Annotated in this window: 23 protein-coding genes; 17 read left to right on the forward strand and 6 right to left on the reverse strand. The window is 67.0% G+C overall.

From position 1 onward, the window contains the following. Positions 1-32 precede the first annotated feature (32 nt). Positions 33-1538 carry an aldehyde dehydrogenase family protein gene (locus ACWMMN_RS19870; protein WP_486423830.1) on the forward strand — a complete coding sequence of 502 codons (1506 nt, stop codon included), beginning with the start codon at positions 33-35 and terminating at the stop codon, positions 1536-1538. Between the two features lie 64 nt (positions 1539-1602). Here ACWMMN_RS19870 and ACWMMN_RS19875 read toward each other — a convergent pair whose 3' ends face one another. Further along, a complete protein-coding gene (locus ACWMMN_RS19875; RefSeq protein ID WP_059239294.1) occupies positions 1603-2046 on the reverse strand; it encodes a DMT family transporter in 444 nt (147 codons plus the stop codon). Positions 2047-2167: 121 nt separating this feature from the next. Here ACWMMN_RS19875 and ACWMMN_RS19880 point away from each other — a divergent pair, with 121 nt between their 5' ends. Continuing rightward, the gene (locus tag ACWMMN_RS19880; protein ID WP_486423831.1) at positions 2168-3052 is read left to right on the forward strand and encodes a LysR family transcriptional regulator; all 885 of its coding nucleotides are present in this window, start codon (positions 2168-2170) and stop codon (positions 3050-3052) included. Positions 3053-3291: 239 nt separating this feature from the next. Here the strand turns inward: ACWMMN_RS19880 and alr are convergent, their stop codons facing one another. Beyond that, a complete protein-coding gene (gene alr, locus ACWMMN_RS19885; protein ID WP_486423832.1) occupies positions 3292-4395 on the reverse strand; it encodes an alanine racemase in 1104 nt (367 codons plus the stop codon). A gap of 171 nt (positions 4396-4566) precedes the next feature. Here alr and ACWMMN_RS19890 point away from each other — a divergent pair, with 171 nt between their 5' ends. Continuing rightward, on the forward strand, positions 4567-5469 hold the full coding sequence (locus ACWMMN_RS19890) for a LysR family transcriptional regulator (protein WP_486423833.1): 903 nt from the start codon (positions 4567-4569) through the stop codon (positions 5467-5469). Between the two features lie 36 nt (positions 5470-5505). Here ACWMMN_RS19890 and ACWMMN_RS19895 read toward each other — a convergent pair whose 3' ends face one another. Beyond that, positions 5506-5673 carry a hypothetical protein gene (locus tag ACWMMN_RS19895; protein WP_256087229.1) on the reverse strand — a complete coding sequence of 56 codons (168 nt, stop codon included), beginning with the start codon at positions 5671-5673 and terminating at the stop codon, positions 5506-5508. Positions 5674-6112: 439 nt separating this feature from the next. Here ACWMMN_RS19895 and ACWMMN_RS19900 point away from each other — a divergent pair, with 439 nt between their 5' ends. The 6 genes from ACWMMN_RS19900 (at position 6113) to ACWMMN_RS19925 (ending at position 11824) form a co-directional block, all read left to right on the forward strand. After that, a complete protein-coding gene (locus ACWMMN_RS19900; RefSeq protein ID WP_059239300.1) occupies positions 6113-7066 on the forward strand; it encodes a choline ABC transporter substrate-binding protein in 954 nt (317 codons plus the stop codon). Between the two features lie 55 nt (positions 7067-7121). Further along, positions 7122-8051 carry a 3-dehydrocarnitine:acetyl-CoA trimethylamine transferase CdhC gene (cdhC, locus tag ACWMMN_RS19905; RefSeq protein ID WP_174992508.1) on the forward strand — a complete coding sequence of 310 codons (930 nt, stop codon included), beginning with the start codon at positions 7122-7124 and terminating at the stop codon, positions 8049-8051. An 86-nt stretch (positions 8052-8137) separates the two neighbouring features. After that, a complete protein-coding gene (locus ACWMMN_RS19910) occupies positions 8138-9103 on the forward strand; it encodes an L-carnitine dehydrogenase (RefSeq protein WP_174992507.1) in 966 nt (321 codons plus the stop codon). 3 nt (positions 9104-9106) lie between these two features. After that, positions 9107-9595, forward strand: coding sequence for a thioesterase family protein (locus tag ACWMMN_RS19915; protein WP_059239306.1), 489 nt, complete (start codon positions 9107-9109; stop codon positions 9593-9595). A gap of 50 nt (positions 9596-9645) precedes the next feature. Next, entirely contained in the window at positions 9646-10602 is a 957-nt protein-coding gene (locus ACWMMN_RS19920) for an alpha/beta hydrolase (protein WP_340624647.1), read from the forward strand. 22 nt (positions 10603-10624) lie between these two features. Continuing rightward, positions 10625-11824, forward strand: coding sequence for a TauD/TfdA family dioxygenase (locus tag ACWMMN_RS19925; protein WP_059239308.1), 1200 nt, complete (start codon positions 10625-10627; stop codon positions 11822-11824). Between the two features lie 192 nt (positions 11825-12016). On the opposite strand, the gene ACWMMN_RS19930 is transcribed toward ACWMMN_RS19925, so the two are convergent. From ACWMMN_RS19930 to ACWMMN_RS19940, 3 genes are all read right to left on the reverse strand, one after another. After that, positions 12017-12316: a DUF4148 domain-containing protein gene (locus ACWMMN_RS19930; RefSeq protein WP_059239310.1), complete on the reverse strand. Its 300-nt coding sequence runs from the start codon at positions 12314-12316 to the stop codon at positions 12017-12019. A gap of 215 nt (positions 12317-12531) precedes the next feature. Next, positions 12532-13518, reverse strand: a complete 987-nt coding sequence (locus ACWMMN_RS19935; protein ID WP_486423834.1) for an oxidoreductase — start codon at positions 13516-13518, stop codon at positions 12532-12534. Between the two features lie 166 nt (positions 13519-13684). Continuing rightward, positions 13685-13975 carry a DUF3331 domain-containing protein gene (locus ACWMMN_RS19940; RefSeq protein ID WP_006484717.1) on the reverse strand — a complete coding sequence of 97 codons (291 nt, stop codon included), beginning with the start codon at positions 13973-13975 and terminating at the stop codon, positions 13685-13687. A gap of 665 nt (positions 13976-14640) precedes the next feature. Between ACWMMN_RS19940 and ACWMMN_RS19945 the strand changes: the two genes are divergently transcribed. The 8 genes from ACWMMN_RS19945 (at position 14641) to ACWMMN_RS19980 (ending at position 23005) form a co-directional block, all read left to right on the forward strand. After that, the gene (locus ACWMMN_RS19945; protein ID WP_059239314.1) at positions 14641-15405 is read left to right on the forward strand and encodes an SDR family oxidoreductase; all 765 of its coding nucleotides are present in this window, start codon (positions 14641-14643) and stop codon (positions 15403-15405) included. A 43-nt stretch (positions 15406-15448) separates the two neighbouring features. Then, positions 15449-16291, forward strand: coding sequence for an ureidoglycolate lyase (locus ACWMMN_RS19950; protein ID WP_174992503.1), 843 nt, complete (start codon positions 15449-15451; stop codon positions 16289-16291). Positions 16292-16314: 23 nt separating this feature from the next. Next, a complete protein-coding gene (locus ACWMMN_RS19955) occupies positions 16315-17592 on the forward strand; it encodes an L-fuconate dehydratase (protein WP_486423835.1) in 1278 nt (425 codons plus the stop codon). Between the two features lie 43 nt (positions 17593-17635). Further along, positions 17636-18412 (forward strand): SDR family oxidoreductase, encoded by a 777-nt coding sequence (locus ACWMMN_RS19960; RefSeq protein ID WP_174992502.1) that lies wholly within the window; start codon positions 17636-17638, stop codon positions 18410-18412. Positions 18413-18424: 12 nt separating this feature from the next. Next, a complete protein-coding gene (locus ACWMMN_RS19965; protein WP_486423836.1) occupies positions 18425-19963 on the forward strand; it encodes a sugar ABC transporter ATP-binding protein in 1539 nt (512 codons plus the stop codon). A gap of 27 nt (positions 19964-19990) precedes the next feature. Continuing rightward, positions 19991-21028, forward strand: a complete 1038-nt coding sequence (locus ACWMMN_RS19970; RefSeq protein WP_486423837.1) for an ABC transporter permease — start codon at positions 19991-19993, stop codon at positions 21026-21028. A gap of 77 nt (positions 21029-21105) precedes the next feature. Further along, on the forward strand, positions 21106-22047 hold the full coding sequence (locus ACWMMN_RS19975; RefSeq protein WP_059239325.1) for an ABC transporter substrate-binding protein: 942 nt from the start codon (positions 21106-21108) through the stop codon (positions 22045-22047). Positions 22048-22114: 67 nt separating this feature from the next. Further along, the gene (locus tag ACWMMN_RS19980) at positions 22115-23005 is read left to right on the forward strand and encodes an L-fucono-1,5-lactonase (protein ID WP_059239328.1); all 891 of its coding nucleotides are present in this window, start codon (positions 22115-22117) and stop codon (positions 23003-23005) included. Positions 23006-23026 lie beyond the last annotated feature (21 nt).

Here is a 23026-nt window from a genome sequence, read left to right on the forward strand (position 1 = left end):
CGACTCATTCAAACAATCAAGGAGACGTGGACATGGAGACGAACGAAACCTTTGCGTTGCTCGACGCGACGCGCGCGTTCCTCGCGAAGCCGAAGAAGATGCTGATCGGTGCCGAGTGGAGCGATGCCGTGTCGGGCCGCCAGCTCGACGTCGTGAACCCGGCCGACGGCGCCGTGATCGCGCGCGTGCCCGAAGCGGACGAACGCGACGTGCAGCAGGCGGTCGCCGCGGCGCGGCGTGCATTCGATTCAGGCCCGTGGCGTACCGCGAAGACCACCGATCGCGAGCGCCTGCTGCTCGTGCTCGCCGACTTGATCGAAGCGAACGCGCGCGAGCTCGCCGAAATCGAATCGCTCGACAACGGCAAACCGGTCATTGTCGCGCAGGGGCTCGACGTCGCGATGGCCGCGCAATGCTTTCGCTACATGGCCGGCTGGGCGACGAAGATCGAAGGCAGCGTGATCGACGCCGGCATGCCGTACATCCCGGACAGCGAGATCTTCACCTATACGCGCAAGGAACCCGTCGGCGTGGTCGGCGCGATCATCCCGTGGAATTTCCCGCTGCTGATGGCGGCGTGGAAGATTGCGCCGGCGCTCGCAACCGGTTGCACCGTCGTGCTGAAGCCTGCCGAAGATACGCCGCTGAGCGCACTGCGACTGTGCGAACTGATCCAGGCAGCCGGGTTCCCGGACGGCGTCGTCAATATTGTCACCGGTTACGGCCACACGGCCGGCGCGGCATTGTCGCGCGATCCTCGCATCGACAAGATCGCATTCACGGGTTCGACGCAGACGGGCAAGACGATCGGCCACGCGGCGCTCGACAACATGACGCGGATGTCGCTCGAACTCGGCGGCAAGTCGCCGGTGATCGTGCTGCCCGACGTCGATCCCGACAAGGCCGCGCTGGGCGTCGCGAATGCGATCTTCTTCAACCAGGGGCAGGTGTGTACGGCCGGTTCGCGTGCGTATATTCATTCGAAGGTGTTCGACGGCGTGATCGAGCGCGTCGCGAAGATCGCCGCGAGCCTGAAGATCGGCCCGGGGATGGACCCGTCGACGCAGATCGGCCCGCTCGTCTCGGCGAAGCAGCGCGAGCGCGTGTGCAGCTATATCGACTCGGGGTTCGGCGAAGGGGCGCGCGCGGCGGCGGGCGGCCGTGCGATCGACGGCCCCGGCTTCTTCGTCGAACCGACCGTGCTGGTCGATACGACGCAGGCGATGCGCGTCGTGCGCGAGGAGATCTTCGGGCCGGTGCTCGTCGCGATGCCGTTCGACGATCTCGACACGGCCGTGCAGCTCGCGAACGACACGCCGTATGGCCTCGGCGCGAGCATCTGGTCGAACGACCTGTCGGCGATCCACAAGCTGATTCCGCGTATCGCGGCCGGCACCGTCTGGGTCAACTGCCATTCGCTGCTCGACAACGCACTGCCGTTCGGCGGGATGAAGCAGTCGGGCTTCGGCCGCGAACTCGGCCGCGCGGTGATCGACCAGTACACGGAAAGCAAGTCGGTGATGATGAACTACGCGTAAGCGTAGCGGCGAGCGCGTGCGTGGCCGGTTATCGGCCGCGCACGCGAGCCGACAGCAACGCGCTTCAAGCGCGGATCAGCACGACCCCGAGGATCAGGCACGCCGCGCCGGCAATGCGGACCGGGCTGGCCGAATGCTGCTCGATGCCGAGCACACCGAAGTGGTCGAACGCGAGTGCGCCGGTCATCTGCCCGACGACGATCAGCGCGAGCGTCGTGGCCGCGCCCAGTCGCGGCACCATCAAGATCGCGACGCCGACGAACACCGCACCGAAGAATCCGCCCGTCCAGCTGAACCACGATCCTGCGCCGGAAACGGTGCCGCTCAAGCGCGGATGCGGCGACAGCAGCGCGACGGCCAGCATCGCGGCCAGGCCGACGAGGTAGCTGACCGACCCGGCCCACCACGGCGAGCCGATCTGCGCGCGGAGGTTTGCGTTGAGCACCTGCTGCAAGGCGACGCTGATGCCGGCCGCCACGACCAGCAGATAGGACAGGAGGGTAGTCACGTCGATGAGCGCTCCGAAAGGATGGCCGGAACGGTGATTCCGGCACGGCAGGCTTTCATTCTGCGGAGCGCACCGGTATAACGCAAATATCGAATCTGGCGCTCATCCATCTCGTTTCGGCATGCCATCACTCCGGCAAATCCAGTATTTCCTGACCGTGGCGGATCTCGGCGGCTTCACGCCGGCCGCGGGCGCGCTCCATGTCGCGCAGTCGGCGCTCAGCCGGCAGATCGGCCAGCTCGAGGACGAACTGGGTTTCGTGCTGTTCGACCGGGAGCCGCGAGGCGTCCGGCTCACGCCGGCCGGCGCGATCTATCGTGAACGCGTGGCATCGATCCCGGCGACGCTGACGGCTGCGGCCGAAGAGGGCTCGCAGTTGTCGCGCGGGGAAGCCGGCGTGCTGCGGCTGCTGCATTCCAGCACCATTCCGGTCAGCAGCCTGATGCCGGATCTCGACCGTTTCATGAGCGACTGCCCGGGCGCCCGGGTCGATCTCGACCGTGCGTCGTCCGAGGATCAGGTGACGGAAATCGCGAACGGCCGTGCCGATATCGGGATCGTCCGCTTGCCGGTGCTGCGGCGCGATGCGCGTGTCCGTTTCGTCGAACTGGCCGCCGAGCGCCTGTGCGTGGCGGTGCCTGTCGATCATCCGCTCGCGGGCCGCAAGCGCGTCGCGGTATCGACGTTGCGGCGGGAACCGTTCGTGTCGGCCGTGTATCGGGAGCGCGGCGGGCTGGCGCGCGTCGTGACCGATCTGTGCCTGAAGCGCGGGTTCGTACCGGCGGCCGCGCGGATCGTGTCGCCGAAGACGTCGATGCTGAATCTCGTCGCGGCCGGGCGCGGCGTGGCGATCGTGCCGGAGCGGATGGCGAGTCTCGGGATCGACGGCGTCGTGTTCGTGCCGATGTCGGATGAAGACGCGCAGTCGGTGTGCGCGCTGGTGCTGCCGGCGGAGCCGACGGTGCTGGCGGAGGCGTTTGCGCGCATCGTGGCGCCGGATCGCTGACGTTGAGCGCGCGGACTGCATGATGCCGGAACAGGCGCACGACCCGCGAGGCGCGCGTGATTTCGAGGATCGGGGGCAGGTGCCTGTTCAATTGACGCCAGATGCGACAGCATCGACCGCGCTGGCGGGCTCCTTCCGATACACCTTCATCGGGCCCGCCTGCGCTGGATCGTCGATCGGGTACGACGGGCCAGCCGCGAGGATATGCCGGCCGCGCGCGTTACCGAGGTCGACAACGGTCAGACGCAATGAAGCCCGGTATCGCTCGATGCAAGCGCGTCGATGCTGACCGGCACGCGCGGCGCGAGCGCGCACATCAGTTCATAGCCGATCGTTTTCGATGGCTCGGCGACGGCGTCCACGCCGAGCTGCGTTCCCCATAGCTCCACGGGCGAGCCGACGCCCGCCGTCGGGCAGGGCGTGAGATCGACGGTGAGCATGTCCATCGACACACGTCCGACGATGCGTGTGCGCACGCCATCGACCAGCACCGGCGTTCCTTCCGGCGCATGACGCGGATAGCCATCGGCGTAGCCGCATGCGACGACGCCGATCCTCATCGCACGCGGTGCGGTGAAGATGCTGCCATAGCCGGTCGACTCGCCGGCTTCGAGTGCTTGTACGCCAATGATGCGGCTCGCCAGTGTCATCGCGGCGCGCAGCGGGAAACCTTCGGTATCGCGAGCGCGGCCCGTCGGCGAAGCGCCATAGAGAATCGTGCCGGGCCGCACCCAGTCACGGTGCGCGCGCGGATGCCACAACACGGCGGCGGAATTCGACAGCGACCGCGTGCCTGGCAGATCGCGCGTGGCATCGTCGAAGGTGTCGATCTGCCGGTCGACGCTTCCGTCGTCTGCATTCGCGAAGTGGCTCATGAGGCCGATCGAGCCGGTCGCGTGGATGTCCGACGCGCGCTGCCATGCACGCCGGTATTCGCCGGGCCGGAAGCCGAGCCGGTTCATGCCCGAGTTCATTTTCAGCTGGATGTCGATGCGCTCGCGTGGCCTCGCCGCGTTCAGCAGCGCGAGTTGTTCGTCGCAGTGAACCGTCACGGTCAGCCGATGGCGGTCCGCGATCTCGATATCACCGGGTTCGAAAATGCCTTCGAGCAGCAGGATCGGCTTGGCCCAGCCCCGTTCGCGTACCCGCACGGCCTCGTCGAGATCCAGCAGCGCGATGCCGTCGGCGTCCGAGAGCGCAGGAAGGACGCGTTCGACGCCATGACCGTAGGCGTTGGCCTTGATCACGGCCCAGATGCGCGACGATGCCGCCAGGCGCCTGGCTAGCTGCAGGTTGTGCCGGATGGCATCGAGATGAATGTGTGCGGAAATCGGTCGCGGCATGTGTCCTCCGGTGATAGTGCGCGGCGAGCGCATCGGTCTGAGTGAGCAACGGACTGGCCGACCAACCCGTCGCCAGGTGGACTGTAGGCAGCAAATAGCGTGATGTATATTGATCGATTCTTGGGTAATGCATTAGCGTTTCTGTTCAATTGAATGCCGAGGAGAGTCACGTTGGAAGTCGGACGATTGAGGGCGCTGCTGGAGCTGGCGAGGTGCGGCACGATGGCCGCTGCTGCCGACGCGCTGTTCCTGACGCCGTCGGCGGTGTCGCAGCAGATTGCACAACTGGAAGACGAGGCGGGCGTCGAGCTGACCGAGCGCGTTGGTCGCGGGGTCAGGTTGACGCCCGCCGGGCACGCATTGGCGGGGTATGCCGAACGCGTCATGGTCGTACTGGACGAGGCGCGCTCGGAACTGGCGGAACTGCGAAGCGAGATTGCGGGAGCGCTGCGCGTCGCCGCGTTTCCGTCGATCGCATCGGCGGTGCTCCCCGATACGGTCAAGGCATTGCACCGCGCGTATCCGCGTCTCTCGATCGAAATAGCGGAGCTGGAGCCGATCGACGCGGTCGCGGCATTGCGATCCTGGCGGGCGGACATCGCGATGATCGATGATCTTTCGATCGCGACCGGCAATCACCGGGAGAGTGTCGAGATCGTGCCGCTGGCAGAGGATGTGCTGTACGTGGCAGTTGCCACGGATCACCCGTTGAGCAGGAAGTCGTCGCTGGCCATTGGCGATCTCAGGGACGAAACCTGGGCGATCGAATCGACGTGGAGTACGTTCGGCAGCTTCGTCACGGAGTTATGCCGCCGCGCCGGGTTTGAGCCCCGGATCAACGCCCGGTGTCGCGGGTCCGAAATGGTCGAGTCGATGGTGGCGTCCGGCTGTTCGGTGTCGGTCGCCCCGGGGCTCAGGGTGTTGCGCGCGCCGGCGGGCGTTGCATGGATCAAGCTGAAGCCGGAGATTCGTCGCAAGATCTACGTCGCCTATCGCCGCGGCGAGCGCAGCCACCCGACAGTCAAGGCGTTCGTCGACGAAATTGTCCGGACGACGGCGAGACTCCTCGGATAGCCGATCGACCGCCGGCGTCCGGACCGACGTCGATACTCAGACGTTGTACCCCGCGTCGCGCATCAACCGGCGCGATACCTCGCCGCGCTGGCCGTCCGCGTCGAACAGCGCGCGAAGTTTTGCATCTGCGGTGCGGGTGACGCCGCGATGCATGGCCACAATGATCGTGACAAGGGCGACGACGAAGAAAGTGGCAAGGGTCATGTTGCTCCTGACCAATCGGACCGGATGGGTACGTCGTGACGGCCGGTCATGTCCGTCTGCATCGATTCCGATGACGCGCAATGTCCACGCCCCGGGGCGGCGGCCCGCGCCCGCGCGTGATGCGCGCTGACCCATCGAGCATAGGGCCTGCCCGCCGCAGCGGAGACCTGTCGGAAATCTGTCAGCATCGGCGCGGCAGAATCGAAAGACTCGCGCCGCACCCGGGCAATCCCGACGCTCCTCGGAAAACCTCCAAACCCCCACCCATCAAGACACTGGCAAAACCTAGTGGTTTCCACTCATAGTCGCAAATAGTCAAGAACAGGTCGCCGGCGGTCTTCTCGCGGCGAATATGGCTCGTTACTTTTACTCCCACGATGCAGGCCGGCGCACACTCCGCGCACCGGCTGCTGCGAGACCAACCGGGAGGAACCGAACCATGAAGTCGACGAAGATCGCCGCGCTTGTCGCGGCCGTGCTGGCGACAAGCGCGTTCACGAACGCGGCGCTGGCCGAGACCGATGCCGCGACCTGCCGCGCCGTGCGTTTCGCGGATATCGGCTGGACCGACATCACGTCGACCACCGCGCTCGCGTCGACCGTGTTCGAGGCACTCGGTTACAAGCCGACCACGACGATCGCGTCGGTGCCGATCTCGTTCGCCGGCCTGAAGAGCAAGCAGCTCGACGTGTCGCTCGGTTACTGGTGGCCGGTGCAGCAGAAGCAGCTCCAGCCGTTCCTCGACAGCAAGTCGATCAACGTCGTCGAACCGCCGAACCTGTCCGGTGCGAAAGCGACGCTCGCGGTGCCGAGCTACGAATACCAGGCCGGCCTGAAGACCTTCGAGGACATCGCGAAACACCGTGCGGAACTCGACGGCAAGATCTACGGGATCGAGCCGGGCAGCAGCGCGAACGCGACGATCCAGAAGATGATCGACACGAACCAGTACGGGCTCGGCGGCTTCAAGCTCGTCGAGTCGAGCGAGGCCGGGATGCTGGTGACGGTCGAGCGCGCGATCCGCGAGAAGAAGTGGGTGGTCTTCCTCGGCTGGGAGCCGCACCCGATGAACATCCAGCTCAGCATGAACTACCTGTCCGGCGGCGACGCGTCGTTCGGGCCGAACTACGGCGAAGCACGCGTGTACACGCTCACCGCGCCCGATTTCATTTCGCGTTGCCCGAATGCGGGCAAGCTCGTCACGAACCTGCGCTTCTCGACGCAGCTGGAGAACCAGCTGATGCAGTCGGTGATGAACAAGACGAAGCCGGCCGACGCCGCGAAGGCCTACCTGAAGAAGAACCCGCAGGTACTCGATCCGTGGCTTGCGGGCGTCAAGACGTTCGACGGCAAGGACGGCCTGCCTGCCGTGAAGGCGTATCTCGGCCTGTGACGGCCCGCGCCACCCCAGCAATGCGACACAACCCGATTCAAGCGAGGCACCCAGCATGAACCATGACGTCATCATCACCTGCGCCGTCACCGGCGCGGGCGACACGGTCGGCAAGCATCCGGCGATTCCGGTCACGCCGAAGGAGATCGCGGCCGCCGCGATCGAGGCCGCGAAGGCTGGCGCGACCGTCGCGCACTGTCATGTGCGCGATCCGCAGACCGGCCGCGGCAGCCGCGACCCGAACCTGTACCGCGAAGTGGTCGACCGCATCCGCTCGGCCGACGTCGACGTGATCATCAACCTGACGGCCGGCATGGGCGGCGATCTCGAGATCGGCCCCGGCGAAGACCCGATGCGCTTCGGCAAGGGCACCGACCTGGTCGGCGGCCTGACGCGCCTTGCGCACGTCGAGGACCTGCTGCCCGAGATCTGCACGCTCGACTGCGGCACGCTGAATTTCGGCGACGGCGACTACATCTACGTGTCGACGCCCGCGCAGTTGCGCGCCGGCGCGAAGCGCATCCAGGAGCTCGGCGTGAAGCCGGAACTGGAGATCTTCGACACGGGCCATCTGTGGTTCGCGAAGCAGTTGCTGAAGGAAGGGCTGCTCGACGATCCGCCGCTGTTCCAGCTGTGCCTCGGCATTCCGTGGGGCGCGCCGGCCGATACGGGCACGATGAAGGCGATGGTCGACAACCTGCCGCCGGGCGCGCACTGGGCCGGCTTCGGGATCGGCCGCATGCAGATGCCGATGGTCGCGCAGGCAATGCTGCTCGGCGGCCACGTGCGGGTCGGTCTCGAAGACAACATCTGGCTCGACCGCGGCGTGCATGCGACCAACGGCACGCTCGTCGAGCGCGCCCGCGAGATCGTCGAACGGCTCGGCGGCCGCGTGCTGACGCCGGCCGAAGGCCGCCGCAAGCTCGGTCTGCCGGCGCGCGGCGAGCGTCCGCTCGAACGGCGTGCGATCGCCGAATTCGCGTGAGTTTTTTCGCCGACTGACCTGACACGGCGGCATGCGCACCGGCATCGCCGCCCACCGATTTCCCCTGATTCGAAGGATGCGTTGATATGGCTGTGAAGACCGACATCAAGACGTTTGCCGCCATCGGCACCGGCGTGATCGGCAGCGGGTGGATTTCCCGCGCGCTCGCGCACGGACTCGACGTGGTCGTGTGGGACCCGGCGCCGGGCGCGGAAGAGCGGTTGCGCGCGAACGTCGCGAACGCGTGGCCCGCGCTCGAACGCGTCGGCCTCGCGCCGGGCGCCGATCCCGCGCGGCTGCGCTTCGTCTCGACGATCGAGGCGTGCGTCGCCGATGCCGATTTCATCCAGGAAAGCGCGCCCGAGCGCGAGGCGCTGAAGCTCGAACTGCACGAGCAGATCAGCCGCGCGGCGCAACCCGACGCGATCATTGCGTCGTCGACGTCGGGGCTGCTGCCGACCGATTTCTACGCGCGGGCGACGCATCCGGAGCGCTGCGTGGTCGGCCATCCGTTCAACCCCGTCTACCTGCTGCCGCTCGTCGAAGTGCTCGGCGGCGCGCGGACGTCGCCGGAAGCAGTCGAAGGCGCGATGGAGATCTATCGCAAGCTCGGCATGCGGCCGCTGCACGTGCGCAAGGAGGTGCCGGGCTTCATCGCCGATCGCCTGCTCGAAGCGTTGTGGCGCGAAGCGTTGCACCTGGTCAACGAAGGCGTCGCGACGACCGGCGAGATTGACGATGCGATCCGCTTCGGCGCGGGTATCCGCTGGTCGTTCATGGGCACGTTCCTGACCTACACGCTGGCCGGCGGCGACGCGGGCATGCGACACTTCATGCAGCAGTTCGGCCCGGCGCTCGAACTGCCGTGGACGAAGCTGGTCGCGCCGACGTTGACCGACGCGCTGATCGACAGCGTCGTCGAAGGGACGACCGAACAGCAGGGCACGCGCAGCATCAAGGAGCTCGAACGCTATCGCGACGAGTGCATCACCGAGGTGCTGAAATCGATCGCCGCGGTGAAGGCGCGGCACGGGATGCGATTCGAGGACTAGACGATGACGGGCGATACCCCGCTGACGATTTACCGCGACGTGGTGCGGCCCGAATGGGTCGACTACAACGGCCACTTGCGCGATGCGTTCTACCTGCTGATCTTCAGCTTCGCGACCGATGCATTGCTGGATCGCATCGGGCTCGACGACACCGCGCGTCGCGAGCGGGGGCGCTCGGTCTATACGCTCGAAGCGCACGTGAACTACCTGCACGAGATCAAGGAAGGCACGCAGGTGCGTGTCGATGCGCGCGTGCTCGCGCACGATGCGAAGCGGCTGCACCTGTATCTCGAACTGTTTGCGCAAGGGCATGACGACGCGGTATCGGCGAGCGAGCAGATGCTGCTGCACGTCGATACGCGTGACGGCGCGAAGTCGGCGCCGTTCGACGACGACGTGGCCGCACGCGTGGCCGAACTGCATGCGTTGCAGCGCGATTGCGCGGCGCCTGCGTATGCGGGCCGCGTGATCGGGTTGCCGCCGCGCCGCTAACCGCGATCTTCGCCCTTCAATCCTCAATCTTCGCCCGCGGGGTGCGCACGATGCTCGAACCGGAAATCGCGGCGTTCGTCGCAGCCGTTGACGCATGGTATCCGGCCGATGCGGCGGCGCGCTCGGCCGACGAGCAGCGTCGCCTCTACGACCGCTTCGCGGCCGAATGGACGCCGGCCGCGCTGCCGGCCGGCATCGCGCAGCAGGACGCCGTGTGGCACGCGCCGGACGGGCGCGCGATTGCACTGCGGCGCTACACGTCCGTGCACCGCACATCGCGCGGCACGGTGCTGTTTTTTCATGGCGGCGGCTTCGTCGTCGGCTCGCTCGACAGTCACGCGCTGATGACCGCGCAACTGGCAGCCGATACCGGGCTCGACGTGATCGCGGTCGACTACCGGCTTGCGCCAGAACACCGCGCGCCGGCCGCGCTCGAAGATTGCCTCGAAGTCACGCGCGCCGCGCGCGATGCACGCTGGCCGTTCGGTCCGTGCGCGCATCCGTTGACGCTCGCGGGCGACAGTGCGGGCGGGATGCTCGCGGCGGCCGTGGCCACCGCGCTGCGCGATGCGGGCGAACGCAACGTTGACGGCATCGCGCTCGTGTATCCGATGCTCGGCTTCGAACCGCAATCGCCCGCACGCGAAACGGAAGCGCACGCGCCGATGCTGACGCTCGACGACGTGCATCGCTATCGCGAACTGTATTGGGACGGTGACTTGTCCGACGTGCTGCAGGGCGGCAACCCGCTGTTGCGCGCGTCGGTGCCGCTTGAGGCGGCGCATTTCGACGGCCTGCCGCCGGTGCTCGCGATCGGCGCGGAACACGATCCGCTGCGCGACGACGCGCGCGTGTACGTCGAACGAATTCGCGCGGCCGGCGGGGTCGCGCATGGCTGGACAGGAGCAGGACTGGTGCACGGCTGCTGGCGCGCGCTCGGGACGAGCCCGCAGGCCGCACGCATGCACCGGAGGGTCGGCGGGTTTTTGCTCGCACCACACGCGTAGCGGGCGTTTCCGGGAGGCAACGATGCAGACAGCGGCGCAACACCGTATCGAGGACTGGCGGACGTTTTCGGCCGACGCGGCCATCGCGGCGGCGACGATCGGCGATGGGGCGGTGGACGTCGAGTGGAGCGATACGCGACGATCGCCGTTCCATTTCGACTGGTTGCGCGACAACTGCGCGTGTGCCGCGTGCGTGCATGCGGTCACGCGCGAACAGGTGTTCGAGATTGCCGATGCGCGCGCCGATTTGTCGGCGCTCACCGTGCATGTCGAAACCGACGGCACGCTGCATGTGGAATGGAACGACGGGCATCGCAGCGCGTGGTCGCCGGGCTGGCTGCGTGCGCATGCGTACGACGATGCGTCGCGCGCGGAGCGTCTGGCCGCGCATGGGCGGCACGTATGGGCCGGTGACGATGCGACGGCGATCGGCGTGTTCGCGTGGCGCGACGTAATGGAGGACGACGGTGCGCTGCTTGCGTGGCTCGCCGCGTTGCAGCGCACGGGGCTGACGCTCGTCGAAGGCGTGCCGGCCGAGCGCGGCCGCGTCGACGAAATCGCGCGCCGCATCGGCCTGATCCGCGAAAGCAATTTCGGTGTGCTGTTCGACGTCGAATCGAAGCCGCGTCCGGACAGCAATGCGTATACGTCGCTGAACCTGCCGCCGCATACGGATTTGCCGACGCGCGAATTGCAGCCGGGCGTGCAGTTCCTGCATTGCCTCGCCAACGAAGCGACGGGCGGCGACAGCATCTTCCTCGACGGCTTCGCGCTCGCCGATGCGCTGCGGCGCGAGCATCCGGCCGATTTCGAGCACCTGGCATCGACGCCGTTCGAGTTCTGGAACAAGAGTGCGAACAGCGACTACCGCTGTTCGGCGCCGGTGATCGGGCTCGATGCGCGCGGCAACGTCACGGAAGTGCGAGTCGCGAACTTCCTGCGCGGGCCGCTCGATGCGCCGGCCGGCTCGGTCGCGGCCGTCTATCGCGCGTACCGGCGGTTCCTCGCGCTCGCGCGCGAGCCGCGCTTGCGCGTACACCGCCGGCTGCGTGCGGGCGACATGTGGGCGTTCGACAACCGGCGTGTGCTGCATGCGCGCACCGAGTTCGATCCGTCGACGGGCCGGCGTCACCTGCAGGGCTGTTACGTCGATCGCGACGAGCTGCTGTCGCGCTGGCGTGTGCTGTCGCGATCGGTGCCTGCCGTCGCTGCGGTGCGCTGATCGGCGCACACGGCGTCTTCACGCATACCCGCCGGGAAAAAGCACCCGGACGCAAAGCGTCCGGGTGAAGCCACCCGCTGCCGGGCGGCGGAGGTATGCGTTTCATAAAACAAGACGAGCCCCGCGAAGGGGCTCGTCCGGACTGCGGTACTTCATCGCGCGGCGCGCGGCGCCCGCCGAGGGCGCATCGGCTTACTGGCCGAAGAAGATCGAGTCACGTGCGTTCGACGACGTGGCTGCCGGGGCGCCCGAGTGGACGAGCGGAGCCGGCTGTGCGCCGTAGCCGCTGGTGTCGGCACCATGAACACGCGCTTCGGCGCTCTGGATGTCGTTCGGGTAGTACGGGCTCGACACGCCCGGCTTGTAGCCGGCTTGTTCGAGCTGGACCAGTTCGCCGCGCACTTGTGCGCGGGTCACGGTGCTTTGAGCGAATGCGCCGAACGAAGCGGACAGGGCGACAGCAGCAACGACTGCGGAAACGAGCGATTTCATGGTGACCTCCGGGTGTTTTATTGAGTTCGCTCTCGACACCGTGTCTTAAGCGATTGATCAAATCTTAGTCACCGGGAGCTTCAGGGTAAACGCTGATTTTGACGATAGATTGTTTCCTGGGCGGTAACAGTTGTGCGTCGCACCAGTCTTTCAACGGGCTTTCTTTTCGGATCGCGTAATAAGTATGAAGAATGTTGACGCCGGCGATCCGCCGTTCAACGCGCTTCGGCCGCCGTATCGAACGGCCGGCCCGGCGCGCGTCCGGCGGGCGCCCCCGAACTGAGGAAGCGCACGCCCGTCGCGGCTTCCGACGCTTCCCACAGCAGCGCCGCCGAGGCCACGTCGCGCGCCGAACGCGGCACGCTCGCGGGCGCCGGCAGCCCGCGCGACTCGAACCAGCCGGCCGGCCCGATGTATGCGCCACCCGCGAGATCCGGCGATGTCGCCGCGTGAATCGCGGGCAGCGCGCCCTGGTCGGCCGGCTGGGCGAGATAACGGTTCGCCGCCCGCATCAGCGCGGCGCGCGCGGGCGAGCTATCCATCGCGGGGCCTGCGAACTGCAGGTTGGTCGCCGCATAGCCGGGGTGTGCGGCCACGCTGATCCCCGCGAACGCCGCACGCTCGAAGCGGCGCTGCAGCTCGATCGCGAACACGAGGTTCGCGAGCTTGCTGTCGCAATAGGCGAGATAACGGTTGTAGCGTCGCCCGGCGCGCAGGTCGTCGACGCGAATCCGGCCGCCGCGGTTGAAGCCGCTCGACATCGTCACGACGCGCGCCCGCCGCGCGGCGCGCAACGCCGGCAGCAACTGGCCGGTCAGCGCGAAATGGCCGAGGTGGTTGGTGCCGAACTGCATTTCGAAGCCGTCGTGCGTATGCCGTAGCGGCAGGAACATCACGCCGGCGTTGTTGCAGAGGATGTCGACGCGGCCGTGGCGTTCGGAGAGGTCGCCCGCGAAGCGGGCGATCGACGCGAGATCCGCGAGGTCGAGCGGATCGACTTCGACGCGTGCGTCGGGATGAAGCTGGCGGATCGCATCGGCCGCCTGGGTGGCGCGCGCCGCGTCGCGGCAGCCCATCACGACCGTCGCGCCTTTCGCGGCCAGCGTTTCCGCGAGCTGCCAGCCGAGACCGCTGTTGGCGCCGGTCACGACCGCGACCTTGCCGCCCTGCGCCGGGACGTGGCGCGCACTCCATGCATGCATGTCTGTCTCCATCGGCACGGCCGATCGGCCGCGGCACGTAATCGTTACATTGAGTGGTGTAACGATAGTGCGGGCGGACGTGACAGACAAGCGGGGGAATTAGACCGGCGCTTCTAGGGCGGGCGCAGGGCGTGGCGCGGCGAGCCCGGACGCGGGCCGGCAGGTTTTACCTGCTTCCGGCCAGTGCGAGTACCTCGGCGGCGGAGATCATCGCGGCCGCATTCGCGGGTGCCGGGCGTTCGGCCGGGCGGAATACTTCGTCGCCGCGATGGATGACCTGGCGCGACAGCGCGCAGGTGCCGGTGCGTTGCGCGAAGCGGCGGCGCCAGCGCTGTTCACCGTAGTGACAGCGGCCGGGCTCGACCCAGCGGACGACGAGCAGCGTATCGGAACGTTCGAGAATTTCGACGTGGACGTCGGCGGGATCGAGCGCAGGCAGGGATTTGGAGGCCTTCATTTTGCCGTTTCCTAAAGCTCGTGCGGTTTCGGCCCTGGCAGTGGATGTCACTACCCGATCGCGAATCCGTAGCGGTTTCCATGAGTGGTGCGCTAAATGTAAGCGTCTGTGACCGGAAAAAACATCCTGTCTGGCTCAAATTACCTTTTGCCGATTTAGAAACAATCCACGCTTATTTTCTTGGAAACCACGGACAAAAACGCCCCGGACGGGAAGTCCGGGGCGGAAAATCGGCCCGCGCACCGTGTCTGCTCGCCCAGTCACGGAGTCCATCGCCGGGGGACGGAGGTGCCCGCAGGGATCGAAAGCGGGCGGGGAGGCGATGGTTGAAAAGCGCGGTCCGGCGATGCCATGATGGCGCGCCCATCCCGTTGAGACCCTGACGTGAACATGACTTTTTTGTCAGGTTGGCGGGGCCGCTGCACCGAACAAGTACGACAAACTGTCTGAGAGGCACGCCAGTATTGGGTTTGTACGAATCCCGGATGGGACTTTCAGGACCTGTCCTGCACCAGATTTTTCCCACCCGCCGGATTTCCCCGCTCGGGTAAATACTGAATCGCGATTTCGTGACAAACGCGCGATCTCTTCCTATGATTGGTTGGACCTTTAGTCCTTTGTGCCAATCGGCCGACTGGTGGCCGGCTTTTTCGGGAGACGTGCTCATGAGATTGCAGGGCAAACGCGCGCTGGTGACGGCGGCCGGGCAGGGCATCGGCCGCGCGACCGCGCTGCGGTTCGCGAGCGAGGGCGCCGACGTGCTGGCGACCGACATCAACGAAGCCGCGCTCGTGCGGCTCGAGGCCGACGCCGAACGCGCGGGCGGCCGGCTGACCACGCGGCGGCTCGACGTCACCGATGCGAACGACATCGCGGCGCTCGCCGCGGGCGAACGCGCATTCGACGTGCTGTTCAACTGCGCGGGCTACGTGCACCACGGCTCGATCCTCGATTGCGACGACGACGCATGGGCGTTCTCGCTGAACCTGAACGTCACGTCGATGTACCGGCTGATCCGCGCGCTGCTGCCCGCGATGCTCGAAGCCGGCGGTGCGTCGATCGTCAACATGGCGTCGGCCGCATCGAGCGTGAAGGGCGTGCCGAACCGCTTCGTCTACGGCACGACCAAGGCGGCCGTGATCGGGCTGACCAAGGCCGTGGCCGCCGATTTCGTCGAGCGCGGCATCCGCTGCAACGCGATCTGCCCGGGCACGATCGAGTCGCCGTCGCTGGAGCAGCGGATCGCGGACCAGGCGCGCACGCGCCACCTGTCGGCCGACGAGGTGCGCCAGGCGTTCGTCGCGCGCCAGCCGATCGGCCGCATCGGCAGCGCGGACGAAGTGGCCGCGCTCGCGCTGTACCTGGCGTCCGACGAAGCGTCGTTCACGACCGGCGCGATCCATCTGATCGACGGCGGCTGGTCGAACTGACCGCGCCTTCCCATTCACTTTCCGTTTCCGTTCCGACGACGCTATGAAACTGCTCAGATTTGGCGACAAACACCATGAAAAACCGGGCCTGCTCGATGCGCAGGGCCACCTTCGCGACCTGTCCGGCGTGATCGACGACATCGCCGGCGACGCACTGACCCCCGCGTCGCTCGCGCGTCTGCGCGACATTCCGCCGTCGTCGCTGCCGCTCGTCGACGGCACGCCGCGGCTCGGCGCGTGCGTCGGCCGCGTCGGCAAGTTCATCTGCATCGGGCTCAACTATTCGGATCACGCAGCCGAATCGGGCATGGAGGTGCCGAAGGAGCCCGTCGTGTTCGGCAAATGGACGAGCGCGATCTCGGGCCCGAACGACGACGTCGAGATTCCGCGCGGCTCGGAGAAGACCGACTGGGAAGTCGAGCTCGGCGTGGTGATCGGCCAGGGCGGCCGCTATATCGCGGAAGCCGACGCGCTGTCGCACGTCGCCGGCTATTGCGTCGTGAACGACGTGTCGGAGCGCGAATTCCAGCTCGAACGCGGCGGTACCTGGGACAAGGGCAAGGGCAACGACACATTCGGCCCGCTCGGCCCGTGGCTCGTGACGGCCGACGAAGTGCCCGATCCGCACGCGCTGCGGCTGTGGCTCGACGTCGACGGCCACCGCTACCAGAACGGCACGACCGCGACGATGGTGTTCCGCGTGCCGCACCTGATCAGCTACCTGAGCCGCTTCATGAGCCTGCAGCCGGGCGACGTGATCTCGACCGGCACGCCGCCGGGCGTCGGCCTCGGGCAGAAGCCGCCCGTCTATCTGCGCGCCGGACAGGTGATCACGCTCGGCATCGACGGGCTCGGCGAGCAACGCCAGCGCACCGTGCAAGCCTGATTTCCTTTAACGGACGGTTCGTCATGCCTATCATTCGATCGATGCGCGTCCTCGACGTGCGCTTCCCGACCTCGCGCCAGCTGGACGGCTCCGACGCGATGAATCCGGACCCCGATTATTCGGCGGCCTACGTCGTGCTCGAAACCGACCAGGACGCGCTCGAGGGTCACGGGCTCACGTTCACCATCGGGCGCGGCAACGAAATCTGCTGTGCGGCGATCGACGCGATGCGTCACCTCGTCGTCGGCCTCGACCTCGACTGGATTCGCGAGGACATGGGCCGCTTCTGGCGGCACGTGACGTCGGACAGCCAGTTGCGCTGGATCGGCCCCGACAAGGGCGCGATCCACCTGGCGACCGGCGCCGTCGTCAACGCGGTGTGGGATTTGTGGGCGAAGGCCGTCGGCAAGCCGCTGTGGCGGCTCGTCGCCGACATGAGCCCCGAGGACCTGGTCCGCGCGATCGACTTCCGCTACCTGACCGACTGCCTGACGCCGGACGAAGCGCTCGAGCTGCTGCGCCGGCAGGCGCCCGGCAAGGCTGCGCGGATCGCGGCGCTCGAGCGCGACGGCTACCCGTGCTACACGACGTCGGCCGGCTGGCTCGGCTACAGCGACGACAAGCTGCGCCGGCTGTGCCGCGAGGCGGTGGACGCCGGTTTCGACTACGTGAAGCTGAAGGTCGGCGCGAACCTCGAGGACGACATCCGCCGCGTGACGATCGCGCGCGAAGTGATCGGCCCCGATCGCAAGCTGATGATCGACGCGAACCAGGTGTGGGAAGTCGACGAGGCGATCGACTGGGTGCGCGAGCTCGCGTTCGCGCGGCCGTGGTTCATCGAGGAGCCGACGAGCCCCGACGACGTCGAAGGGCATCGCAAGATCCGCAAGGCGATCGCGCCCGTGCAGGTCGCGACCGGCGAGATGTGCCAGAACCGCGTGCTGTTCAAGCAGTTCATCGCCCGCGGCGCGATCGACGTCGTGCAGATCGACGCGTGCCGGCTCGGCGGCGTGAACGAGATTCTCGCGGTGATGCTGATGGCCGCGAAGTACGGGTTGCCGGTATGCCCGCATGCGGGCGGCGTCGGGCTGTGCGAGTACGTGCAGCACCTGTCGATGATCGATTACGTGTGCATTTCGGGTACGAAGGAAGGGCGCGTGACCGAATACGTCGATCACCTGCACGAGCATTTCGTCGAACCGTGCGTCGTGCGCGGCGCGGCGTACATGCCGCCGACGGCGCCCGGCTTCTCGATCGAGATGAAGCCCGAATCGCTGGAGCAGTACCGGTTCCGCGGCTGACGCGCGTTGAGCGTGCCGACAACATGAACGACGGAGACGCGAAGTGGATTTGAATCTGCAAGACAAGGTCGTGATCGTGACCGGCGGCGCGTCGGGCATCGGCGCCGCGATCTCGATGCGGCTGGCCGGCGAAGGCGCGATACCGGTGGTGTTCGCGCGCCACGCGCCCGACGGCGCGTTCTGGCGCGAACTCGCGCAAAAGCAGCCGCGCGCCGCGTGCATGTCCGTCGAATTGCAGGACGACGCGCAGTGCCGCGACGCGGTTGCGCAGACCCTCGCGCGTTTCGGTCGCATCGACGGCCTCGTCAACAACGCGGGCATTAACGACAGCATCGGGCTCGATGCCGGGCGCGACGCGTTCGTCGCGTCGCTCGAGCGCAATCTGATCCACTACTACGTGATGGCGCATTACTGCGTGCCGCACCTGAAGGCGGCGCGCGGCGCGATCGTCAACATCTCGTCGAAGACGGCCGTGACCGGGCAGGGCAATACGAGCGGCTATTGCGCGTCGAAAGGCGCGCAACTCGCGCTGACGCGTGAATGGGCCGTCGCATTGCGCGACGACGGCGTACGCGTGAACGCGGTGATTCCGGCCGAGGTGATGACGCCGCTGTACCGGAACTGGTTGGCGGGCTTCGACGATCCCGACGCGAAGCTCGCCGGTATCGCGGGCAAGGTGCCGCTCGGCCAACGCTTCACGACCGCCGACGAGATTGCCGATACGACCGTGTTCCTGCTGTCGGACCGGGCATCGCACACGACGGGCCAGTGGTTGTTCGTCGACGGCGGCTATACGCATCTCGACCGTGCGATCAGTTGAGGGCAGCGATCCATGCAACCTGACCTCAACCCCGACACCACGCCGCCGCTGATCGCGCTGACCGGCATCGGCAAGCGTTTTCCGGGTGTGCAGGCGCTCGACGACTGCCGCTTCGACCTGCGCGCCGGCGAAGTGCATGCGCTGATGGGCGAGAACGGCGCCGGCAAGTCGACGCTGATGAAGATCCTGGCGGGCGTGTACCAGCGCGACGACGGCGAGATCCGGATGGACGGCCGCGCGGTGGAGATCGCCGATCCGCGCGCCGCGCAGGCGCTCGGGATCGGCATCATCCATCAGGAGCTGAACCTGATGAACCACCTGAGCGTCGCGCAGAACATCTTCATCGGCCGCGAGCCGCGCGGCCGCTTCTGCGTGTTCGTCGACGAAGACAAGCTGAACCGCGATGCGGCCGTGATTTTCCAGCGGATGCGGCTCGATCTCGATCCGCGCACGCCGGTCGGCCGGCTGACGGTCGCGAAGCAGCAGATGGTCGAGATCGCGAAGGCGCTGTCGTTCGACTCGCGCGTGCTGATCATGGACGAGCCGACCGCCGCGCTGAACAACGCGGAGATCGCCGAGCTGTTCCGCATCATCCGCGATTTGCGCGCGAACGGTGTCGGCATCATCTACATCTCGCACAAGATGGACGAGCTGCGCCAGATCGCCGATCGCGTGACCGTGATGCGCGACGGCAAGTATGTCGCGACGGTGCCGATGGCGGACACGTCGATGGATACGATCATCGCGATGATGGTCGGCCGCCAGCTTGAAACGGAATCCCGCACGCCGCCCGATACGTCGTCGAACGACGTCGCGCTCGAAGTGCGCGGGCTGTCACGCGGCCGTGCGATCCGCGACGTCGGCTTCACGCTGCGGCGCGGCGAGATCCTCGGCTTCGCGGGGTTGATGGGCGCGGGCCGCACCGAGGTCGCGCGCGCGGTGTTCGGCGCGGACCCGGTCGATGCCGGCGAGATCCGCGTGCACGGGAAGACCGTGACGATCCGCACGCCGGCCGATGCCGTGAAGCACGGGATCGGCTACCTGTCCGAGGATCGCAAGCACTTCGGGCTCGCGGTCGGGATGGACGTGCAGAACAACATCGCGCTGTCGAGCATGCGCCGTTTCGTGCGGCGCGGCGTGTTTCTCGATGCGCGCGAGTTGCGCGACACCGCGCAGTCATACGTGCGGCAGCTCGCGATCCGCACGCCGTCGGTCACGCAGCCGGCGCGACTCCTGTCGGGCGGCAACCAGCAGAAGATCGTGATCGCGAAATGGCTGCTGCGCGACTGCGACATCCTGTTCTTCGACGAGCCGACGCGCGGCATCGACGTCGGCGCGAAAAGCGAGATCTACAAGCTGCTCGACGCGCTGGCCGCCGACGGCAAGGCGATCGTGATGATCTCGTCGGAGTTGCCCGAGGTGCTGCGCATGAGCCACCGGATTCTCGTGATGTGCGAAGGCCGCGTGACCGGCGAATTGCGCGCGGCCGACGCCACGCAGGAAAAGATCATGCAGCTCGCGACGCAGCGCGAGTCGACCGTATTGTCCTGATGTCCCGATTCAGACGCCTACCCGATCATGTCCAACGATACGCATCCCGTCCCGCCCCTGGCTTCCGGCGACACGCCGGCCGCCGCATCGAGCCTGAAGTCGCGCTTCTTCAACCCGGCCGCGCGGCAGAAGCTGCTCGCATTCGCGAGCCTCGTGTTGCTGATCGTGTTCTTCAGCTTCGCGTCGCCGAACTTCCTCGAAGTCGACAACCTCGTGTCGATCCTGCAGGCCACCGCCGTGAACGGCGTGCTGGCCGTTGCGTGTACGTACGTGATCATCACGTCGGGCATCGACCTGTCGGTCGGCACGCTGATGACGTTCTGCGCGGTGATGGCCGGCGTCGTGCTGACGAAGTGGGGGGTGCCGCTGCCGCTCGGGATCCTGGCCGCGCTGCTGTTCGGTGCGCTGTCCGGCTGCGTGTCGGGCTTCGTGATCGCGAAGATGAAGGTGCCGCCGTTCATCGCGACGCTCGGCATGATGATGCTGCTCAAGGGGCTGTCGCTCGTGATCTCGGGCACGCGGCCGATCTACTTCAACGATACGCCGGGCTTCACGTCGATCGCGCAGGATTCGCTGATCGGCAACCTGATCCCCGCGCTGCCGATTCCGAACGCGGTGCTGATCCTGTTCCTCGTCGCGATCGGTGCGTCGATCGTGCTGAACCGGACGATCTTCGGCCGCTACACGTTCGCGCTCGGCAGCAACGAGGAAGCGCTGCGGCTGTCCGGCGTGAACGTCGACGCGTGGAAGATCGCCGTCTACACGTTCAGCGGCGCGGTGTGCGGGATTGCCGGCCTGCTGATCGCGTCGCGGCTGAACTCCGCGCAGCCCGCGCTCGGGCAGGGCTACGAGCTCGATGCGATCGCGGCCGTCGTGATCGGCGGCACGTCGCTGTCGGGCGGCGCGGGCAGCATCGTCGGCACCATCATCGGCGCGTTCATCATGAGCGTGCTGACCAACGGCCTGCGCATCATGTCGGTCGCGCAGGAGTGGCAGACGGTCGTGACGGGCGTGATCATCATCCTCGCCGTGTACGTCGACATCCTGCGCCGGCGCCGCCGCTGACGCCCGCCTGCACGCAGGCATCCGCTTCACCGCCGGCCCGGCCGGCATCCAGAAGAGACCAACCAAGGAGACGCGAAGTGATCAGGAGCAAGGTGTTGAATGCGATCGTCGGGCTGACGTTCGCCGTCGGCGTCACGGCCGGCGCGCAGGCGCAGGAAGCCTATATCCCGCTGATCTCGAAAGGCTTCCAGCATCAGTTCTGGCAGGCCGTGAAATCGGGCGCGATGCAGGCCGCGAAGGACTACAAGGTGAAGGTGACGTTCGAAGGGCCGGAAACCGAGGCGATGGTCGACAAGCAGATCGACATGCTGTCGGCCGCGATCGCGAAGAAGCCGGCCGCGCTCGGCTTCGCGGCGCTCGACAGCAAGGCCGCGCTGCCGCTCCTGAAGAAGGCGCAGGCCGAGAAGATCCCGGTGATCGCGTTCGACTCGGGGGTCGACAGCGACATCCCGGTGACGACGGCCGCGACCAACAACAAGGCGGCTGCGGCGCTCGCCGCTGACAAGCTTGCCGCGCTGATCGGCGACGAAGGCGAGGTGGCCGTGGTCGCGCACGACCAGACGAGCCGCACCGGCATCGACCGCCGCGACGGCTTCCTCGAACGGATGAAGTCGGCGCACCCGAAGGTGCAGGTCGTGACCGTGCAGTACGGCGAAGGCGACCAGCTGAAGTCGACCGAGGTGACGAAGTCGATCCTGCAGGCGTATCCGAAGCTCAAGGGGCTGTTCGGTACCAACGAAGGCTCGGCGATCGGCGTGGTCAACGGCGTGCGCGAGATGAAGCGCAAGGTCGTGATCGTCGGCTACGATTCCGGCAAGCAGCAGAAGGATGCGATCCGCAGCGGGCTGATGGCCGGCGCGATCACGCAGAACCCGATCGGGATCGGCTACAAGACCGTCGAGGCGGCCGTGAAGGCGACCAAGGGCGAGAAGCTGCCGAAGGTCATCGATACCGGTTTCTACTGGTACGACAAGACCAATATCGACGATCCGAAGATCGCGGCGGTGTTGTACGACTGAGCATTGCGGATGAGCGGCGGCGATGGCGCGTGCCGCCGCTGCCGAGGCAATTGAACACGAGGGCACCATGGGCGCAGTGCGTATCGATTCCCATCAGCACTTCTGGCGTTATCGCGCGGCCGACTATCCGTGGATCGGCCCGGGAATGGGCGTGCTCGCGCGCGATTACCTGCCCGATGCGCTGCGGCCGCTGATGCATGCGCAGGCGCTCGGCGCATCGATCGTGGTGCAGGCGCGCGCCGGGCGCGACGAGACGGCGTTCCTGCTCGATCTCGCGCGCGACGACGCACGTATCGCGGCGGTGGTCGGCTGGGAGGATCTCGGCGCGCCGGCGCTTGCCGACCGTGTCGCCGAGTGGGGCAGCCCGAAGCTGCGCGGCTTTCGTCATCAGGTGCAGGACGAAGCCGACGTGGCCGCGTTCGTCGCGGATCCCGGGTTCAATCGGGGCATCGCATGGCTGCAGGCGAACGGCTACGTGTACGACGTGCTCGTGCTCGAACGCCAGTTGCCGGACGTGCGCGCGTTCTGCGCGACGCACGACGCGCACTGGCTCGTGCTCGATCATGCCGGGAAGCCGGCACTTTCGGCGTTCGAGCACGACGACACGGCGCTCGCGCGCTGGCGGGCGTCGCTGCGCGAACTGGGCGCGTTGCCGCATGTCGCATGCAAGCTGTCGGGGCTCGTGACCGAAGCCGACTGGCAGCGCGGCCTGCGCGCGCGGGACATCCGGCACATCGAACAGTGTCTCGACGCGGCGCTCGACGCGTTCGGGCCGCAACGGCTGATGTTCGGATCGGACTGGCCCGTGTGCCTGCTGGCGGCGTCGTATGACGAAGTGACGTCGCTGGTCGAACGCTGGGCCGAGTCGCGGCTGTCGGCGGCCGAGCGCAGCGCGTTGTGGGGCGGCACGGCCGCGCGTTGCTATGCGATACCGGGCGATGTGAAGCGCGGCATATAAAATAGGCGCGAACGGTCTGTT

This window comes from Burkholderia cepacia complex sp. TUM26381, from assembly GCF_057439935.1.

Coding starts and splice junctions, on each gene's coding strand:
- ACWMMN_RS19870 (WP_486423830.1), top strand. CDS start 33: ATGGAGACGAACGAAACCTTTGCGTTGCTCGACGCGACGCGCGCGTTC.
- ACWMMN_RS19880 (WP_486423831.1), top strand. CDS start 2,168: ATGCCATCACTCCGGCAAATCCAGTATTTCCTGACCGTGGCGGATCTC.
- alr (WP_486423832.1), bottom strand. CDS start 4,395: ATGCCGCGACCGATTTCCGCACACATTCATCTCGATGCCATCCGGCAC.
- ACWMMN_RS19895 (WP_256087229.1), bottom strand. CDS start 5,673: ATGACCCTTGCCACTTTCTTCGTCGTCGCCCTTGTCACGATCATTGTG.
- ACWMMN_RS19900 (WP_059239300.1), top strand. CDS start 6,113: ATGAAGTCGACGAAGATCGCCGCGCTTGTCGCGGCCGTGCTGGCGACA.
- cdhC (WP_174992508.1), top strand. CDS start 7,122: ATGAACCATGACGTCATCATCACCTGCGCCGTCACCGGCGCGGGCGAC.
- ACWMMN_RS19910 (WP_174992507.1), top strand. CDS start 8,138: ATGGCTGTGAAGACCGACATCAAGACGTTTGCCGCCATCGGCACCGGC.
- ACWMMN_RS19915 (WP_059239306.1), top strand. CDS start 9,107: ATGACGGGCGATACCCCGCTGACGATTTACCGCGACGTGGTGCGGCCC.
- ACWMMN_RS19920 (WP_340624647.1), top strand. CDS start 9,646: ATGCTCGAACCGGAAATCGCGGCGTTCGTCGCAGCCGTTGACGCATGG.
- ACWMMN_RS19925 (WP_059239308.1), top strand. CDS start 10,625: ATGCAGACAGCGGCGCAACACCGTATCGAGGACTGGCGGACGTTTTCG.
- ACWMMN_RS19930 (WP_059239310.1), bottom strand. CDS start 12,316: ATGAAATCGCTCGTTTCCGCAGTCGTTGCTGCTGTCGCCCTGTCCGCT.
- ACWMMN_RS19935 (WP_486423834.1), bottom strand. CDS start 13,518: ATGCATGCATGGAGTGCGCGCCACGTCCCGGCGCAGGGCGGCAAGGTC.
- ACWMMN_RS19940 (WP_006484717.1), bottom strand. CDS start 13,975: ATGAAGGCCTCCAAATCCCTGCCTGCGCTCGATCCCGCCGACGTCCAC.
- ACWMMN_RS19945 (WP_059239314.1), top strand. CDS start 14,641: ATGAGATTGCAGGGCAAACGCGCGCTGGTGACGGCGGCCGGGCAGGGC.
- ACWMMN_RS19950 (WP_174992503.1), top strand. CDS start 15,449: ATGAAACTGCTCAGATTTGGCGACAAACACCATGAAAAACCGGGCCTG.
- ACWMMN_RS19955 (WP_486423835.1), top strand. CDS start 16,315: ATGCCTATCATTCGATCGATGCGCGTCCTCGACGTGCGCTTCCCGACC.
- ACWMMN_RS19965 (WP_486423836.1), top strand. CDS start 18,425: ATGCAACCTGACCTCAACCCCGACACCACGCCGCCGCTGATCGCGCTG.
- ACWMMN_RS19970 (WP_486423837.1), top strand. CDS start 19,991: ATGTCCAACGATACGCATCCCGTCCCGCCCCTGGCTTCCGGCGACACG.
- ACWMMN_RS19980 (WP_059239328.1), top strand. CDS start 22,115: ATGGGCGCAGTGCGTATCGATTCCCATCAGCACTTCTGGCGTTATCGC.